This window comes from Herbiconiux gentiana (assembly GCF_024978135.1).
Taxonomy (GTDB): domain Bacteria; phylum Actinomycetota; class Actinomycetes; order Actinomycetales; family Microbacteriaceae; genus Herbiconiux; species Herbiconiux gentiana.
Window position 1 is genome coordinate 93,794 of the sequence record NZ_JANTEZ010000004.1, and the last position, 17,680, is coordinate 111,473.

Annotated in this window: 17 protein-coding genes; all 17 read right to left on the reverse strand. The window is 70.5% G+C overall.

Features of this window, described 5'->3' with window-relative positions:
• Positions 1–32 precede the first annotated feature (32 nt).
• Complete coding sequence (locus tag NVV95_RS10845) at positions 33–830, reverse strand: F0F1 ATP synthase subunit delta (protein WP_259486566.1); 798 nt, start codon at positions 828–830, stop codon at positions 33–35.
• A 4-nt stretch (positions 831–834) separates the two neighbouring features.
• Positions 835–1,383: a F0F1 ATP synthase subunit B gene (locus NVV95_RS10850; protein WP_259486567.1), complete on the reverse strand. Its 549-nt coding sequence runs from the start codon at positions 1,381–1,383 to the stop codon at positions 835–837.
• A 31-nt stretch (positions 1,384–1,414) separates the two neighbouring features.
• Positions 1,415–1,603: an ATP synthase F0 subunit C gene (atpE, locus tag NVV95_RS10855; RefSeq protein WP_171707255.1), complete on the reverse strand. Its 189-nt coding sequence runs from the start codon at positions 1,601–1,603 to the stop codon at positions 1,415–1,417.
• Between the two features lie 95 nt (positions 1,604–1,698).
• Entirely contained in the window at positions 1,699–2,490 is a 792-nt protein-coding gene (gene atpB, locus NVV95_RS10860) for a F0F1 ATP synthase subunit A (protein ID WP_259486568.1), read from the reverse strand.
• Between the two features lie 192 nt (positions 2,491–2,682).
• Positions 2,683–3,177, reverse strand: coding sequence for a Cg1360 family ATP-synthase-associated protein (locus NVV95_RS10865; RefSeq protein WP_259486569.1), 495 nt, complete (start codon positions 3,175–3,177; stop codon positions 2,683–2,685).
• Positions 3,174–4,379: an MraY family glycosyltransferase gene (locus tag NVV95_RS10870; protein WP_259486570.1), complete on the reverse strand. Its 1,206-nt coding sequence runs from the start codon at positions 4,377–4,379 to the stop codon at positions 3,174–3,176. Before NVV95_RS10870 ends, NVV95_RS10865 begins: the two co-directional genes overlap by 4 nt.
• A 1-nt stretch (position 4,380) precedes the next feature.
• Positions 4,381–5,103, reverse strand: coding sequence for an L-threonylcarbamoyladenylate synthase (locus NVV95_RS10875; protein WP_259486571.1), 723 nt, complete (start codon positions 5,101–5,103; stop codon positions 4,381–4,383).
• A 46-nt stretch (positions 5,104–5,149) separates the two neighbouring features.
• Complete coding sequence (locus tag NVV95_RS10880) at positions 5,150–5,341, reverse strand: PLDc N-terminal domain-containing protein (RefSeq protein WP_173181207.1); 192 nt, start codon at positions 5,339–5,341, stop codon at positions 5,150–5,152.
• Between the two features lie 61 nt (positions 5,342–5,402).
• Complete coding sequence (gene prmC, locus NVV95_RS10885) at positions 5,403–6,299, reverse strand: peptide chain release factor N(5)-glutamine methyltransferase (protein ID WP_259486572.1); 897 nt, start codon at positions 6,297–6,299, stop codon at positions 5,403–5,405.
• Between the two features lie 14 nt (positions 6,300–6,313).
• Complete coding sequence (gene prfA, locus NVV95_RS10890; RefSeq protein ID WP_259486573.1) at positions 6,314–7,393, reverse strand: peptide chain release factor 1; 1,080 nt, start codon at positions 7,391–7,393, stop codon at positions 6,314–6,316.
• Entirely contained in the window at positions 7,393–9,843 is a 2,451-nt protein-coding gene (gene rho / locus NVV95_RS10895; RefSeq protein WP_259486574.1) for a transcription termination factor Rho, read from the reverse strand. Before rho ends, prfA begins: the two co-directional genes overlap by 1 nt.
• Before the next feature lie 212 nt (positions 9,844–10,055).
• Entirely contained in the window at positions 10,056–10,982 is a 927-nt protein-coding gene (gene thrB, locus NVV95_RS10900; RefSeq protein ID WP_259486940.1) for a homoserine kinase, read from the reverse strand.
• A 53-nt stretch (positions 10,983–11,035) separates the two neighbouring features.
• A complete protein-coding gene (thrC, locus tag NVV95_RS10905) occupies positions 11,036–12,157 on the reverse strand; it encodes a threonine synthase (protein WP_259486575.1) in 1,122 nt (373 codons plus the stop codon).
• On the reverse strand, positions 12,157–13,494 hold the full coding sequence (locus tag NVV95_RS10910; protein WP_259486576.1) for a homoserine dehydrogenase: 1,338 nt from the start codon (positions 13,492–13,494) through the stop codon (positions 12,157–12,159). Before NVV95_RS10910 ends, thrC begins: the two co-directional genes overlap by 1 nt.
• Entirely contained in the window at positions 13,491–14,915 is a 1,425-nt protein-coding gene (gene lysA, locus NVV95_RS10915; RefSeq protein WP_259486577.1) for a diaminopimelate decarboxylase, read from the reverse strand. Before lysA ends, NVV95_RS10910 begins: the two co-directional genes overlap by 4 nt.
• 203 nt (positions 14,916–15,118) lie before the next feature.
• A complete protein-coding gene (locus tag NVV95_RS10920; protein ID WP_259486578.1) occupies positions 15,119–15,889 on the reverse strand; it encodes an LmeA family phospholipid-binding protein in 771 nt (256 codons plus the stop codon).
• Positions 15,890–15,966: 77 nt separating this feature from the next.
• Entirely contained in the window at positions 15,967–17,622 is a 1,656-nt protein-coding gene (argS, locus tag NVV95_RS10925) for an arginine--tRNA ligase (RefSeq protein ID WP_259486579.1), read from the reverse strand.
• Positions 17,623–17,680: the final 58 nt, after the last annotated feature.

Genomic DNA, 17,680 nt, shown 5'->3' on the forward strand with positions numbered 1-17,680 from the left:
GTATGCCCCCAGTGTGTTCCTGTGCCCTCTGATTAGCCAGCGAGCTGAAGTCTCAAATCGTTGATGCGCGTCGCGACGCTTCCGTCGATGACGTCGTCACCGAGCTGGATGCGCACGCCGCCCACCACCGAGGGGTCGATCACCTGGTTGATCCGCACCGGCATGCGGTAGCTGCCGGTGAGGGCCTTCTCGAGCCGGGCGATGCGGTCGGCCGTGAGCGGGGCGGCGACGGTGACCGTCGCGACCCGCGAGCCGGCCTCGTCGGCCACGATCGTGGAGGCGTAGCGGATGAGCTCGCCGATTCGGCGACCGCGGGGCTGGGTGACCAGCTGACGCACGATGGCGACGGTCTCGTTCGAGGCGCGGCCACCGAGCAGCCGCTCGACGAGCGCCCGCTTCTGCTCGACCGAGCCGAGCTTCGAGCCCAGCGCCAGCTCGAGCGACGAATCGCTCGACACGGCGCGGGCGAACTCGAACAGCTCGCGGTCGATCGACAGCGACGAGGGCGCCGAGAAGGCGACGGCACGGATGCCCAGCTCCTCGATGCCTGCGAGCAGGTCGTTCTTCGACGACCAGCGGCTGGTCGCCACCGTGTCGAGAAGGTCGACCGTCGTGGCGCTGTACGCCGTCGCGAACAGCCGGCGCACGAGCGCCGACTTCGCCGCGGGCTCCGCTCCGGGGTCGGAGAGGGCTGCCAGCAGGTGCGACGAATCTCCGATGATCCGACCAGCGGCGAAGAGCTCTTCTCCCGTGGCCAGATCGACCGCGCCGGCCACGCTCGAAAGACGAGCCGTGGCGCCGGCGAGGGCTTCTCTGGTCGCGCTACCCATGGTGCTACTTCTTTCCCGAGGTGTCGGCCTCGAGGTCGGCGAGGAAGCGGTCGACCAGAGCCGTCGCCTTCGCGTCGTCGGAGAGGGACTCGCCCACGACACCCGAGGCGAGGTCGATGGCCAGCGAGCCGACCTCCGAGCGCAGCGACACGAGGGCCGCCTGACGCTCGGCCTCGATCGCGACCTGGGCGTTCGCCTTGGTGCGCTCGGCCTCGCTCTGAGCCTGAGCGGTGACCTCAGCACCGATGCGCTGCGCATCGACACGGGCCTGCTCACGGATCTTGGCGGCCTCGGCGCGAGCCTCGGCCAGCTGGGCGGTGTACTGCTGCAGGGCAGCTTCCGCCTCGCGCTGCGCTTCGTCGGCCTTCTCCATGTTTCCCTCGATCGCGGCGGACCGCTCGTCGAGGAGCTTCTTCATGCGCGGGAGGACGAGCCTCCAGAAGAAGAAGAGGATGACGACGAAACACACCGACGACCAGATGATGTCGTACCACTCCGGAATGAGTGGATTCTTCGCGGTCTCTTCGCCAGCAGCCAGAACTGCGTTCAGCATTCCAGCCTCCTTATCGATCGAAGATGGGCGACTAGTTGGTGAAGATGAAGTACGTCGCGATACCGATGAACGCGAGCGCCTCGGTGAACGCGATACCGATGTACATCAGCACCTGGAGGCGGCCGGCGAGCTCGGGCTGGCGGGCGACGCCTTCGATGGTCTTGCCGACCACGATGCCCACGCCGATGGCGGGGCCGATGGCGGCGAGGCCGTAGCCCATGGTCGCGACGTTGCCGGTGACCTCAGCGAGGATCGATACATCTGCCACGTTGTGTTCCCTTTCGTGATGGTGGTTCGGGCGGACGCCTGAACCGCTTAGTGTTCCTCAGCCAGCGCGAGCTGGATGTAGACAGTGGTGAGAAGAGCGAAGACGTAGGCCTGCAGCACCGCGACCAGCACCTCGAAGAGGGTGAAGACGAAGCCGAAGGCCAGGGTGCCGACGCCGAACAGCGAGTAGAAGAAGTTGGTCTGCGAGGCCGTGAAGAAGAAGAACTGCGTGGCCGAGAAGAACAGCACCAGGAGGAGGTGGCCGACGACCATGTTCATCAGCAGTCGGAGCGTCAGCGTCACCGGGCGGAGCACGAAGGTCGAGACGAGCTCGATCGGCGTCACGATGATGTAGAGCGCCTTCGGCACACCGGGCGGGAACAGCGCGTTCTTGAAGAAGGCACCCGGGTGCTTCTTGATGCCCGCGTAGATGAAGGCGGCCCAGGCGACGAGCGCGAGCACGAGCGGCACACCGATCACCGAGGTTCCGGCGATGTTCAGGAACGGGATGATGCCCGTGATGTTCATGAACAGCACCATGAAGAAGATTGTGGTGATCAGCGGAAGGAAGCGACGGCCGTCCTTCTTGCCGAGGAGGTCTTCGGCGATGTTGACCCGAGCGAAGTCGAGCCCCATCTCGACGATGGACTGGAAGCGGCCGGGCACCACCTTCATGCGACGGGTGCCGATCCAGAAGATCAGCACGATCGCCAGCACCGCGAGGAAGCGGATCAGGATGATGCGGTTCATCTCGAACGGCGTACCCGCGAAGAAGATGACTTCAGGGAAGAACTCTTCGATGGACGGACCGTGGAAACCACCGTCATCGGAGGTTGCCATGGGGGCTAGCAGGTGCACAGCGTTAGCTATCAGCGCTATCTCCTGTTCGGGGCGTGGAACTGTTCATAGTTCTCGCGACGACGAGCGGGTGGGAGGGGTGCTGCAGGGAGAATGCGAAGGCATTGTCCAGCGGCGGAACGAACTTCTCCACCCTATCAATACTTAGGGCATCCTGACGAATCGTGAGGCCCGTCACTGCGGGCCGGGGAGGCGCACGTCGGAGGCGTAGGGCATGCGGCTGCGGGCGACGACGATGACGTCGACGACGAGGGTTCCGAGCACGGCCACGACGATGCTGAGGAACAGTACGACGTCGTTCGTGAAGTCGGCGCCGCGCAGCAGCACCACGAGCACGATGAACAGGGCGAACTTCACGATCCACGAGCCGAGCACGATCACGAAGAACAGCGTCGTGAACAGCGGTGACGCGGCGAAGCGGTTGGCCACCAGGATGCTCGCCGCCGTGATGCCCGCGAACACCAGCACCATCACCGTGCCGATGAGGGCGCTGATCGCCCCCGTCCAGCCGTCGACGACGTAGCCGACCACTCCCCCGACGACGGCGATCACCAGGGCGAGGATGGCGTCCCACTTCAGGATGGTCGAGAACACCCCCGTCGAGGACGGCGTCGGGTAGTTGCCGCGCGGTGCGGGCTCCGGGGTGTACGCGGGGTCGGTCTCGGTCACGGGGTGGACTCCTTGATGTCGTCGGCGGCCGCGTCGAGCGGGTCGTCGCCGGCTTTGGCACGGGCTTCGAGGGTGCCCGCGTCGGCGGACTGGGCGGCGAACTCGCGGCGCTTGGCGCGACTGAGCGGCGAGAGGGTCACGACGGTGCAGACGGCGATGCCGAGGCCCAGCACGATGAACGCGGGCCAGTACGGGTCGAGCACGAAGAAGAGCAGGCAGCCGACCGAGATCACGGCCGTCCACGAGTAGAAGATCAGCACGGCCTGCAGGTGGCTGTGGCCCATGTCGAGCAGCCGGTGGTGCAGGTGCTTGCGGTCGGCGCTGAACGGGCTCTTCCCGGCCCGCAGCCGCCGGATGACGGCGAGGCTGAAGTCGAGCAGCGGGATCACCAGGATGGCGAACGGCAGCAGGATCGGGATGAACGCCGGCAGCAGCTCCGAGCGGCCGAGCTGGGCGGGGTCGACCTGGCCGGTGACCGCGATGGCGCTCGTGGCCATGAGGAGCCCCACGAGCAGGGCGCCCGCGTCGCCCATGAACAGTTTCGCCGGGTGGAAGTTCAGCGGCAGGAAGCCGGCGCAGGCGCCGATCAGCACGGCGGTGATGAGCGAGGCGAGGTTGAAGTAGTCGGTCGGCGAGGTCTCCTGGGCCAGCAGGTAGCTGTAGAGGAAGAACACGCCGTTGGCGATCAGGGCGACACCCGCCACCAGGCCGTCGAGACCGTCGATGAAGTTGATGGCGTTCATCACCAGCACCACCGCGAGGATGGTGATGATCAGGGACATGGCGGGCGAACCGATGCCGCGGGTGTCGCCGATCGGCAGCGAGAGGATCTGCACCCCCTGCCAGGCCAGGAGCCCGGCGGCGAGGATCTGGCCGGCGAGCTTCGTCAGCCAGTCGAGGTCCCAGATGTCGTCGGCCACGCCGATGACCACGATGATCAGGGCGGCTCCGAGGATGGCCCAGACCTTCCCGGGCTCGGCGAACACCAGCCGGAACCAGCTGATCTGCGACGCCACGCCGATCGCCACCACGACCCCGAGGAACATGGCGATGCCGCCGAGACGGGGCGTCGGCCGGGTGTGCACGTCGCGCTCGCGGATCTTCGGGTACAGCCGGTAGCGGTGGCTGAGTTTGTAGATCACCCAGGTCAGGCCGAAGGTGACGACCGCCGAGACGAGCGCGACGAGGAGGTAGAAGCGCACGTCAGGCGCCGGGCCCTGAAGTACGGGGTGCCGGAGTGCCGGGCGCCGGGGAGCCGGATGCCGGGGAGCCCGCGTCGGGCAGCAGCAGCTCCCCGACGATCTCGCGCAGCCGCTCGTCGGACACGGCCCCGTGACGCACGACACGCAGGGTGCCGTCGGCGCGGGTGGCGTCGACGATGGTGGAGGCCACCGCCTCGGGGCGCTCTCCCCCGTCGAGGTAGACCGTCACGCTGTCTTCGAGCATGGCGAGCGCCTGCTGCGCCGTGGTGGCGGCCGGCTGCCCGGTGAGGTTGGCGCTGGAGACGGCGAGGGGCCCGGTGTCGGCGAGGAGCTCGAGCGCGATCGGGTCGTCGGGCATCCGGAGGGCCACCGTGCCACCGGTCTCACCGAGGTCCCAGGCCAGCGACGGCGTGGCCTTCAGGATGAGCGTCAGACCTCCGGGCCAGAACGCGTCGACCAGCTGACGGGCCGAGTCGGGGATGCCGACGGCGAGGGCGTCGAGCGTCGGCGACCCGGGGATCAGCACCGGAGGCGGCGACTGGCGCGTGCGGCCCTTGGCGTCGAGCAGGCGCTGCACGGCGCGGGGCTGGAACGCATCGGCCGCCACCCCGTAGACGGTGTCGGTGGGGATGACGGCGAGCTCGCCGCGGGCGATGGCCGCACGGGCGAGGCGCATCCCGCTCAGGAGCTGGGTGGAGACGGAGCAGTCGTAGAGGTCAGCCATTGCACCTCCATGATAGCGGGGCACCCTCGGATGCCCGGGGAGGCGCTCAGCGCTTGGGGACGCGACCGCGGCCGAAGATCAGCCAGAGGATGGAGCCGAGGATCGACAGGAAGAACGCGACCAGGATCCAGATGAACTTGCCGAGCCCGCCGTGGTTGGGGTTCTTGACGATCGACACGACCGTGACGATGAAGACGATCAGGCCGACGATGCCGAAGGTGAAGCTGATGGGTTCCATGTTGAGATCCTATTGCCGGCCGCCGACAGCGAGTGGCCGGGTGGTGCCGGTCAGGGGTGGGTCAGCGGATGCCCGTGGTCGCCCGGTCGCGCCCCGTGAGGTCGCGGTGGGTGGCCACGGCCCGCCAGCCGTCGGCGATGAGCAGCTCGCGCATCCCGGGGCCCTGCAGGTCGCCGTGCTCGATCACCAGGCTGCCGCCCGGGCGGAGCAGGCGCTTCGCGGTGGCCGAGACGTCGCGCACCACGTCGAGGCCGTCGGCTCCGCCGTAGAGCGCGTGCTCGGGGTCGTGCAGGCGCACCTCGGGGTCGCGCGGGATCGCACCGACCGGGATGTAGGGCGGGTTCGAGGCCACCACGTCGACCGTGCCGTCGAGCTCGGGCAGCGCATCCGCCAGATCGATGAACACGATGCGGGCGTTCTCGGCGCCCACCGAGCGCAGGTTCTGCTTGGCCCAGATGAAGGCCTCGGTCGAGTTCTCGACCGCCACGACCTCGGCGTGGGGCACCTCGGTGGCCAGCGACAGGGCGATCGCCCCGCTGCCCGTGCCGAGGTCGACGGCGAGCGGATGCGCGCCCTCCGCGGGCACCACGGCCCGAAGGGCGTCGATCGCCAGCTGCGCCACGAACTCGGTCTCGGGCCGGGGAACGAAGACTCCGGGACCGACCGCCAGTTCGAGCGAGCGGAACCAGGCGACACCGGTGATGTGCTGCAGCGGCTCGCGGGCCGCCCGGCGCTCCACGGCCTCGGCGATGGCGACGGTGTCGTCGGCGCCGAGCGCCGCATCCGTCACGACCAGCGACTGCACGCGACCGCGCGAGGCACCGAGCACGTGCCCGATCAGCAGCTCGGCGTCGACCTCGGGGTCGGTCACGCCGCTCGCGCGCAGGATCGCGCTCGAGCGCTCGAAGATCGAGCGCACGGTGGCGGGGGCGCCGGTCGCGGTGTCGAGGAGGGTCATCGGCGGATCGGCCCTCACTCGTCGCCGCCGAGGGCGGCCAGGCGGCTCTCCTCGTCGGCGGTGATGGCGGACTGGATGATCGGCTCGAGCGCGCCGTCCATAACCTGGTCGAGGTTGTACGCCTTGTACCCGGTGCGGTGGTCGGCGATGCGGTTCTCGGGGAAGTTGTAGGTGCGGATGCGCTCGGAGCGGTCGACCGTGCGGATCTGGCTGCGTCGGGCCGCGCTGGCCTCGGCGTCGAGCTCCTCCTGCTGCTTGGCGAGGATGCGGGCGCGCAGCACGCGCATGCCGGCCTCGCGGTTCTGCAGCTGGCTCTTCTCGTTCTGCATCGACACCACGATGCCCGTGGGCAGGTGGGTGATGCGCACGGCCGAGTCGGTGGTGTTGACCGACTGGCCGCCGGGGCCGCTCGAGCGGAACACGTCGATCTTGAGATCGTTCGGGCTGATCTCGACCTCTTCGGGCTCGTCGACCTCGGGGAAGACGAGCACGCCGGCGGCGGAGGTGTGGATGCGCCCCTGCGACTCGGTGGCCGGCACACGCTGCACGCGGTGCACGCCGCCCTCGTACTTCAGGTGCGCCCAGACGCCCTCGGCCGGGTCGGTGGAGCGGCCCTTGACGGCGATCTGCACGTCCTTGTAGCCACCGAGATCGCTCTCGGTGCGCTCGAGGAGCTCCGTCTTCCAGCCCTTCGACTCGGCGTAGTGCAGGTACATGCGCAGCAGGTCGGCGGCGAAGAGCATGCTCTCCGCGCCGCCCTCGCCGGCCTTGATCTCCATGATCACGTCACGGGCGTCGTCGGGGTCGCGCGGGATGAGGAGGCGGCGGAGCCGCTCCTCGGTCTCGGCCACGGTCTCCTCGAGCGCGGGCACCTCGTCGGCGAAGGCCTGGTCGTCGGCCGCGAGCTCGCGGGCCGCCTCGAGGTCGTCGACGCTCTGCTGCCAGGCCGTGTGCGCGGCCACGATGCGGCTGAGCTCGGCGTAGCGGCGGTTGACGCGCTTGGAGCGCGCCGGGTCGCCGTGCAGCTCGGGATCGCTCAGCTGGCGCTGCAGGTCGTCGTGCTCGGCCTGCAGCGTGGCCACCGACTCGAACATCACTCGCCCTTGTGGGCGCCGAAGCCGTTGTGGTTCGAGCCGTTGTGGTTGGAGGCGCTGTGGGCACCGTGTCCCTGGGCGGGGGCCGGCATCGACTTCTGCACCTGCATCAGGAACTCCACGTTCGAGGAGGTCTCCTTGAGGCGGCCGAGCACGATCTCGAGCGCCTGCTGCGGATCGACACCGGCGAGGGCGCGACGCAGCTTCCAGGTGATCTTGGTCTCGTCGGCGCCCATCAGCAGTTCCTCGCGGCGGGTGCTCGACGCGTTCACGTCGACCGCCGGGAAGATGCGCTTGTCGGCGAGCTGACGCGAGAGGCGCAGCTCGGAGTTGCCGGTTCCCTTGAACTCCTCGAAGATCACCTCGTCCATCTTCGAGCCGGTCTCCACCAGCGCGGTGGCGAGGATGGTCAGCGAGCCGCCGTTCTCGATGTTGCGCGCGGCACCGAAGAAGCGCTTCGGCGGGTAGAGCGCCGAGGCGTCGACACCGCCCGAGAGGATGCGGCCGGAGGCCGGCGACGCCAGGTTGTAGGCGCGGCCGAGGCGGGTGATCGAGTCGAGCAGCACGACGACGTCGTGGCCCAGCTCCACCAGGCGCTTGGCGCGCTCGATGGCGAGCTCGGCGACCGTGGTGTGGTCTTCGGCCGGACGGTCGAAGGTCGAGGCGATGACCTCGCCCTTGACGGTGCGCTGCATGTCGGTGACCTCTTCGGGCCGCTCGTCGACCAGCACGACCATGAGGTGCACCTCGGGGTTGTTGGTCGAGATCGCGTTGGCGATCTGCTGCAGCACGATCGTCTTGCCGGCCTTGGGCGGCGCGACGATGAGGCCGCGCTGGCCCTTGCCGATGGGGGCCACCAGGTCGATGATGCGCTGCGTCAGCTTGCCGGGCTCGGTCTCCAGGCGCAGGCGCTCCTGGGGGTAGAGCGGGGTCAGCTTGCCGAACTCGACACGGTTCTGCGCCTCGTCGACGGGCAGGCCGTTGATCGACTCGATGCGCACGATCGCGTTGTACTTCTGACGGCCGTTGGAGTCGCCCTCGCGCGGCTGACGGATCGAGCCGACGACGGCGTCGCCCTTGCGCAGGTTGTACTTCTTGACCTGGCCGAGCGAGACGTAGACGTCGCTGTTGCCCGGCAGGTATCCGCTCGTGCGCACGAAGGCGTAGTTGTCGAGGATGTCGAGGATGCCCGCGACGGGGATGAGCACGTCGTCCTCGGAGACCTCGGGCTCGATGTCGTCGCCCCCGGTCTGGCCGCGGCGCTTGCGGTCGCGGTAGCGGTTGCGGGCGCCCCGCTCGCTGCGGTCGCCCTGCTCGCCGCCCCGGCGCTCGTCGAACTGCTCCTGCTGGCGGGCCTCGCTCTGCTCGCCCTGGCCGCGGTCGGTGCGGTCTGAGCGGTCGTTCTGGCCGTTGCGGTCGTTGCGGTCGTTCTGGCCGGCGCGGTCGTTCTGGCCGATGCGATCATTCTGGCCGCGCTCGTTCTGGCCGCGGTCGTTCTGGCCGCGGTCGGCACGGTCGTTCTGGCGGTCGCCGCGGTCGTTCTGCTGCTGGCCGTTCTGGCCGTTCTGGGCGTTCTGGGCGTTTTGGCCGTTGCGCTCGTTCTGGGCGCCGCGGTCGTTCTGGCCGTTCTGCTGCTGACCGTTCTGCGAGCCCTGGCCGTTCTGCTGGCCCTGGCCGTTCTGCTGCTGGCCGGCGTCGGCGTTCTCGGCGTTGCCACCGCGACCGCGGCGGTTGCGGCCACGGCCACGACCCTCACGGGGCGCCTGCTCGGTCTGCTCGCCCTGCTCGGCGGCCGCGTCGGTGCCGGCGTCGCGCCCGGAGGCGTCGGCCGGAGCGTCGACGTTCGGGGCATCCGTCGGGAGCACGGGGGCCTCGGCGCTCTCGTGGTTGGCGTGACCGCCGGCGCTGACACGCTCGGTGCTCACCCGCTCCGTGGTGACCCGGCGCGAGCGGCGCTTGGGCGAGACCGGGCCCTCGGGGAGCTCGATCACGATCGGCTCCTTGGGGGCCGATCCGGTGGCGGGAGCCGCACGCAGCAGCTCGTCGGGGACGATGGGGCCGGCCAGGTCGGCGGCAGGGGCCTCGGTGGAGGGCGCCTCGGCGGCGTCGGCGGCGGGGGCCTCCTCGGCGGGCGCGGCAGGCGCCTCGGCAGCGGCCTCAGCAGCAGGCGCCTCGGCAGCGGTCTCAGCGGCAGCGGGCTCAGCCGTAGCGGCCTCAGCCGTGGCGGCCTCAGCAGCCGGGGCCACGGAGGCGAGCGCATCGACGGGCAGGTCGAGCGTGGCCGCGGTGGCAGCGGGCAGGTCGTCGCCCTGCTGCACACGGCGGATGGCCTCGACGAGCTCGCCCTTGCGGAGCTTCGAGGCGCCGGCCATGCCGAGCTGCGCGGCGATCGCCTGCAGTTCGGAGACCTTGAGCGTCGAGAGCTCGGGGGTGGTGTTGACGTCAGTCACGGAGATGGTGTCCTTCCCCTGCCGGCATCAGAGGCGAGGCAGAGAACTGCTGCGGAAGGGGGACGCAGACAGCTGCGAGGAATCACGCTGCCGAAACAACGGGATGCAACACGAGCCGGATACGTCTCTGCACGCGGCAGGAAATGAGTTGAGGAAATGCGACCAGGGATGTGGATCAGGTACTCAGAACATCTGATACGCAGAAACTGAGGCTAGTTCTGATTCTCCGGGTGCACGACCACTGTAGCACCTTTGAAGTCCACGGCCAGAACCAGCGATTCCCAGGGTGTCGCGGCCTTCTCGGCCACCAGTTCGGCGGCGGCCTGACGCTGCCCCGGGTCGCTGCAGAGCACCAGGATGCTCGGCCCCGCCCCCGAGACGACGGCCGGGAAGCCCTCGGCCCGGAGCGCACGGATCAGCCGGTCGGTCTCGGGCATGGCGCTCGCCCGGTAGCTCTGGTGCAGCTTGTCCTCCGTGGCCGCGAGCAGCAGCTCGGGGCTCTGGATGAGCGCGGCAATCAGGAGCGTCGAACGAGAGACGTTGAAGATGGCGTCGGCGTGCGGCACCGACTCGGGCTGGAGGCTTCGCGCGAGCGCCGTCGACATCGTCTCGTGCGGCACCAGCACGAGCGGCGAGACGCCGCGGTGCACGATGAGCTTCTTCGACTGCGGACCCTCGGGGGTTACCCACGCGATGGTCAGGCCGCCGAAGAGCGCGGGCGCGACGTTGTCGGGGTGGCCCTCGAGCTCGGTCGCCAGGGCGAGCAGCCCGAGCGAGTCGATCTCGACGATGCCCTCGAGCAGGCCCTTCGCGGCCATGATGCCCGAGACGATGGCCGCACCCGAGGAGCCGAGCCCTCGGCCGTGCGGGATGACGTTGTGCGCCTCGAGATTCAGGCCCGGGAGCTCCTGGCCGTGGGCCGCGAAGGTGTGGGCGATCGCCCGCACCACGAGGTTCGACTCGTCGGTGGGCACCTCCCCCGCGCCGACGCCGTGCACGTCGACGAAGACACCCGGCTCGGGGCGCACCGTGACCGTCAGCTCGTCGTAGAGCGCCAGCGCGAGGCCGAGCGTGTCGAAGCCGGGGCCGAGGTTCGCCGTCGTCGCCGGGACGCGGACCGTGACCGAGGTGCCGACCATCGGGCCGGTCGAACCCACGGCAGCGCCGACAGAGCCCGCGACCGCCTCGGCGCTCACAGAGCGGCCTTCTGCAGCCCGAGCACCCCGGCCACCTCCGCCGCGTCGGCGGGGACGATGGTCGGGGTGACCTCGCCGCCGTCCTCGGTGCGGAGGGCCCACTGCGGGTCTTTCAGTCCGTGGCCCGTGACCGTGATGACCACTGTGGACCCGGCCGAAATGACCCCGGCATCGGAGCGCTCCAGCAGCCCGGCCACACCGATCGCGGAGGCCGGCTCGACGAACACGCCGACCTCGGCCGAGAGCAGACGGTGCGCGGCGAGGATGTGCTCGTCGCTGATCGCACCGAAGTAGCCGTCGGTGGCCTCACGGGCCGCGATCGCGAGCTCCCACGACGCCGGGTTGCCGATGCGGATCGCGCTGGCGATGGTGTCGGGGTGGCGCACGATCTCACCGAGCACGATGGGCGCGCTGCCCGCCGCCTGGAAGCCGAACATGCGCGGGAGCTTCGTGGTGACCCCGCGCTCGAGCTCCTCGGTGTAGCCACGGGAATACGCGGTGTAGTTGCCCGCGTTGCCGACCGGCAGCAGGTGGAAGTCGGGCGCATCCTGCAGCACCTCGACGACCTCGTAGGCCGCGGTCTTCTGGCCGGCGATGCGGTCGGGGTTGACCGAGTTCACGAGGTGCACCGGGTAGTTCGCCGCGAGGTCGCGGGCGAGGTCGAGGCAGTCGTCGAAGTTGCCCTGCACCTGGATGAGCTGCGCGTTGTGCGCGATGGCCTGGCTGAGCTTGCCCAGGGCGATCTTGCCCTCGGGCACCAGCACGGCCGCGGTGATGCCGGCGTGCGTGGCGTACGCCGCCGCCGAGGCGGAGGTGTTGCCGGTCGAGGCGCAGATGACGGCCTTCGCACCGTGCTCGACGGCCTTCGAGATGGCCATCGTCATGCCGCGGTCCTTGAAGGAGCCCGTCGGGTTCATGCCCTCGTACTTGATGTAGACCTTCGCCCCGGTGCGGGCCGACAGCGCCGGCGCCGGGATGAGCGGCGTGCCGCCCTCGCCGAGCGTGACGACCGGGGTGGCCTCCGTGATGCCGAGACGGTCGGCGTACTCGTGCAGAACGCCCCGCCACTGCCGTGATGCGATGCCGCGGGAGGGGATCTTCTCGGTGCTCTCGGCCACTAGGGCGTGTCTCCTTCAACTCGTAGTACCGACTCGACCCGAACGACGGCGTCGTGGGCCGAGACGGCGGCCACCGTGGCCGCGAGTGCGGCCTCCGTGGCTTCGTGCGTGATGATCACAAGGGTAGCGGTGAGCGGCTGATCGCCCGACCGGCCCGCCGCGGCACTCGCGACGGTCTGCTGCAGCGCCTCGACCGAGACGCCGTGCTCGCTGAACAGTCCGGCGATCTGGGCGAGCACGCCCGGCTTGTCGGCGACGACGAGGGTGAGCTGGTAGCGGGTCGTGACCGACCCGATGCCGAACACCGGCAGGTTCGCGTGCACCGACTCCCCCACGCCCGGGCCGCCGGCGACGTGCCGGCGGGCCGCCGAGACGAGGTCGCCGAGCACCGCCGAGGCGGTCTCGGTGCCGCCCGCGCCCGCGCCGTAGAACATCAGGTCGCCCGCGGCCTCGGCCTGCACGAACACCGCGTTCTTGGCGTCGTGCACGGCGGCGAGCGGATGACGCCGGCTGATCAGGGCCGGATGCACGCGGGCGACGACACCCTCGACCCCGGTCACCGGGTCGGTCAGCCGCTCGCAGATCGCGAGCAGCTTCACGACGAAGCCCGCCTTCTCGGCCGCCTCGACCTGTGCGGCCGTGACCGTGGTCATGCCCTCGCGGTGCACCGCCTCGACCGGAACCGCGGTGTGGAAGGCGAGGCTGGCCAGAATGGCCGCCTTCTGCGCCGCGTCGTAGCCCTCGACGTCGGCGGTCGGGTCGGCCTCGGCGTAGCCGAGCTCGGTGGCGACCGCGAGGGCGTTCTCGAAGCTGTCGCCCTGCACGTCCATGCGGTCGAGGATGAAGTTCGTCGTGCCGTTCACGATGCCCATCACACGCTTCACCCGGTCGCCGGCGAGCGAGTCGCGCAGGGGCCGGATGATCGGGATGGCGCCGCCCGCGGCCGCCTCGTAGTACAGCTGCGCTCCGACCTGCTCGGCGGCGGCGAAGAGCTCGGGGCCGTGGGTCGCGAGCAGGGCCTTGTTGCCCGTCACGACGTCGGCGCCCGAGTTGATGGCCGCGAGGATGTACTCCTTCGCCGGCTCGATGCCGCCCATCAGCTCGATCACGACGTCGGCCGACTGGATCAGCGTGAGGGCGTCGGTGGTGAGGAGCTCGCGCGGGATGTCGACGTCGCGCCGCGCGTCGACGTCGCGCACGGCGACGCCCACGAGCTCGAGGCCGGCGCCCACACGGGCGGCCAGCTCGTCGCCGTGCTCGAGCAGCAGCCGGGCGACCTGCGAGCCGACCGAGCCCGCGCCGAGCAGCGCGATGCGGAGGTTGCGGTATTCGATCATCGGGGGCCTCCGGAGTAGGCGACGTCGCGGGCGAGGAGGTCGTGCTCGGTCTCGCGGCGCACGAGCAGCCGGGCCTCGCCGCCCGCGACCGCCACGACCGCCGGCCGGGTGAGGTAGTTGTAGTTGCTCGAGAGCGAGAAGCAGTAGGCGCCGGTCGCCGGCACCGCGAGCAGGTCGCCCGGGCGCACGTCGCCGGGGAGGTAGTCGGCGTTCACGACGATGTCGCCGCTCTCGCAGTGCTTGCCGGCGATGCGCACCAGGGCGGGCTGCGCATCCGTCACCCGGCTCGCCAGACGCACCGAGTACTCGGCCCCGTAGAGGGCGGTGCGGGCGTTGTCGCTCATGCCCCCGTCGACGCTGACGTAGCGACGCACGGCCTCGGTCGCGGGCTCGGCGTGCTCGCCGGGCACGGTGACCAGCACGTCTTTCACCGTGCCGACCTCGTAGAGGGTGATGCCGGCGGGGCCGACGATCGAGCGGCCGGGCTCGAAGGCGAGGGCGGGCAGCGGGATGCCGACGCGCGCGCACTCGCGCGCGACGGAACCGACGATGGCGTGGGCCAGCTCGGCGATCGGGGTGGGGTCGTCGGCCGAGGTGTAGGCGATGCCGAAGCCGCCGCCGAGGTTGAGACCGGGCACCTCGCCGCCGGCGAGCAGCTCGGCGTGCACCTCGAGCAGGCGTGCGGCCGACTCGGCGAAACCGTCGGAGCCGAAGATCTGCGAACCGATGTGGCAGTGCAGCCCGAGGAAGCGCAGCGAGTCGTGCGAGCGGATGGCCGCCGCGTACTCGACGGCCTGGTCGAGCCGCACACCGAACTTCTGGTCTTCGTGCGCGGTGGCGAGGAAGTCGTGGGTGTGGGCGTGCACGCCGCTGTTCACCCGCAGGCGCACGGCCTGTACGCGCCCGTGCCGGGCGGCGGCCTCGGCCACGCGCTCGATCTCGACGGCGCTGTCGATCACGATCACGCCGAGGCCGGCGCCGACCGCTCGATCGATCTCGGCGACGGACTTGTTGTTGCCGTGGAGGCCCAGGCGCGCGGGGTCGGCTCCGGCCGCGAGGGCGACGGCGAGCTCTCCGCCCGAGCAGACGTCGATCCAGAGGCCGTCCTCGGCCATCCAGCGGGCGACGTCGATCGTGAGCAGCGCCTTGGCGGCGTAGTAGACGGTGGCGGTGGTGCCGACGGCGGCGGCCTCGGCGGCGAAGGCGTCGCGGATGCCGCGGGCGCGGGTACGCGCATCCGCTTCGTCGATGACGTAGAGGGGCGTGCCGAAGCGTTCGGCCAGGCTGCTCGCCGAGACACCGGCGATCGTGATCCCGCCGGAGGCGTCGCGGGAGGCGTGCTGCGGCCAGACGGCCGCGTCGAGCGCATTGCCGTCGTCGGGGTGCCGCAGCCACGCGGGGGCGAGGGGGCTGGCTGTCATGGTGTGATCCCTAGTGCTGGAGGGAGCGGCGCCGGTCTGCGGCGGGCACGGGGCCTGGCGGGACGGCATCGATCCGGGCGGCGGCCGCGAGGCGGCTCAGGGCGGCGAGCGGACCCGGCTTGGTCCCTGAAGCCGTCGCGCGAGGGATGAGCACTCGCGCGTTCCCCCGATTCTAGCGGGTGACGCAGCCCCGGCCTGTTCCGTTACGAACAGGTGCCGAGGGTGCGCAGGCTCTGCTCGTCGACCACGAAGTCGCGGGCCGACACGGTCGCGGTAGCTCCCCCGGAGGCGATGTCGAGCGAGTCGACCGTGACACCCTGGGGCAGGTACTGCGCCACACAGACGGTGACGGGGTCGCCGGCCACTCCCTCGAGCAGGCCGCCGAGGTCGAGTGCGCTGTCGCCGCGGGTGAGCTCGGCGCCCTGCGGGGTGATCACCACGTCGGTTCCGGATGCGCTGACCTGCCCGGTCACGCGATAGCCGACGGTGAGCCCCAGCACGTCGACGCTGCCCTCGTACGACACGTCGCCGTCGCCGAGGGCGAGCGTCGCGTCGCCGGGCAGCGTGACCACCGCGTCGACCGCGGACTGGTCGAGCGAGACGGAGGCCCGGACATCGTCGACCGGCTTCGTCAGATCGGTCGGCACCCCGGTGGCGACGACGTGCGCGGCGATCGGGATGCCGCTGACCGAGAGGGCCGGGGCGTCGAGGGTGACCTCGCCGAGTCGCCCGGCCGCCACCTGCGTGAGGAAGGAGAACCCGGCGATCGACACGTCGACATCGCCGTCGACGTTCTCGGGCAGCTGCTGCTCGATCTGCGTCGCCGCCTCGTTCTCGGCGTAGGCGCGGAAGGCGACGTCGGCCACCACGACGAGCACGGCCAGCAGCACGACGACGCCGACGAGCACCCAGGGCCAGCGTCGGCGGTGGCGAGGAGCGGGCGCGGGCTCGATGGGCAGCGTCTCGGTCGTCATGAGCCCATCCTGCCCGGTCTGCCGGGCGAACCGCCCGGTCTGCGAAGGCGAACCGCCCGATCCGTCGAGCGACCCGCCTACATCCGGTCGGGCGCCGAGACGCCGAGCAGCTCCAAGCCGTTGCGGATGACCTGGCCGGTCGCGTCGTTCAGCCAGAGGCGCGTGCCGTGGATCGGCGCGAGCTCCTCGTCGCCGAACGGCAGCACCCGGCAGGCGTCGTACCAGCGGTGATAGTAGCCGGCCAGCTCCTCGAGGTAGCGGGCGACGCGGTGCGGCTCGCGCAGCTCGGCTGCGTGGGCGACCACCCGCGGGAACTCCTGCAGCGCGCCGAGCAGCGCCGTCTCGGTGGGGTGCACGAGCAGCGCCGGCTCGAAGTCGGCGTGCGTGACTCCGGCGTCGGCCGCGTTGCGGGCGACCGAGCGGGTGCGGGCGTGCGCGTACTGCACGTAGAAGACGGGGTTGTCGTTCGTGCGCGAGCGCAGCTTCTCACCGTCGAGCGAGAGCGGGGAGTCGGCCGGGTAGCGGCCGAGCCAATACCGCAGCGCATCCGCCCCGAGCCAGTCGAGCAGGTCGTCGAGCTCGATGATGTTGCCGGCGCGCTTGGACAGCTTCGCGCCGTTCAGGTTCACCAGTTGGCCGATCAGCGCGGTGAGCGTGTCGGGGTCGTCGCCGGCGGCGGCCGCGAGGGCCTTCAGGCGGCCGACGTAGCCGTGGTGGTCGGCCCCGAGCAGGTAGATCTTCTCGCCGAAACCGCGGTCTTTCTTGCTGAGGTAGTAGGCCGCGTCGGCGGCGAAGTAGGTGACCACGCCGTTGCCGCGGGTGAGTACGCGGTCTTTGTCGTCGCCGAAGTCGGTGGTGCGCACCCAGACGGCGTCGTCGGCCTCGAAGACGTGCCCCTGGGCCCGCAGTCGCGCCTCGGCGTCGTCGATCGCGGTGCGGCCGGTCTGCGCATCCGGAGCATGCAGCGTGCGCTCGGAGAAGAACACGTCGAAGTGCACGTGGAAGTTCGTCAGCGACTGCTGGATCTCGGCGAGCTGGTACTCGTAGGCGAGGTCGCGGGCGATGGCGAGCGCCTCGTCGTCGGGCTTGTCGAGCAGGTCGGGCACGGCGGCCAGCACGCGCTGGCCGAGCGTCTGGATGTAGGGGCCGGGGTAGCCCTTCTCGGGCGTCGGCAGGCCCTTGGCGGCGGCGAGCACCGAGAGGCCGAAGGTGTCCATCTGGCTGCCGGCGTCGTTGATGTAGTACTCGGTGGTGACGTCGGCCCCGGAGGCGCGGAGCACGCGCGCGATCGAGTCGCCGAGGGCGGCCCAGCGGGTGTGACCGATGTGCAGCGGGCCGGTGGGGTTCGCCGAGACGAACTCCATGTTGATGGTGTGGCCGGCGAGCACGGCGTTGTGGCCGAAGGAGTCACCGGCCTCGACGACCGTGCGCGCGATCTCGCCGGCGGCGGCCGCGTCGAGGGTGATGTTGATGAAGCCGGGGCCGGCGACGTCGACCGCCGAGACGCCGTCGATGCGCTGGATCAGGGGGGCCAGTTCGAGGGCGAACTCCCGCGGGTTGGTGCCGAGTCGCTTGGCGAGCTTCATCGCGATGTTCGAGGCCCAGTCGCCGTGGTCGCGGTTGCGCGGTCGCTCCACCGTGGTGTCGGACTCGGTGATCGTCACGTCGGGCACGGCGGCCAGACGGTCGCTCACGATGGCGAAGAGTGCGGCGGAGAGGGCTTCAGGAGTCACGGCGTACGATCTTACCGCCCGGGGCCGCCCGGGGCCGCCCGGCCCGCCCGCAGCCGGT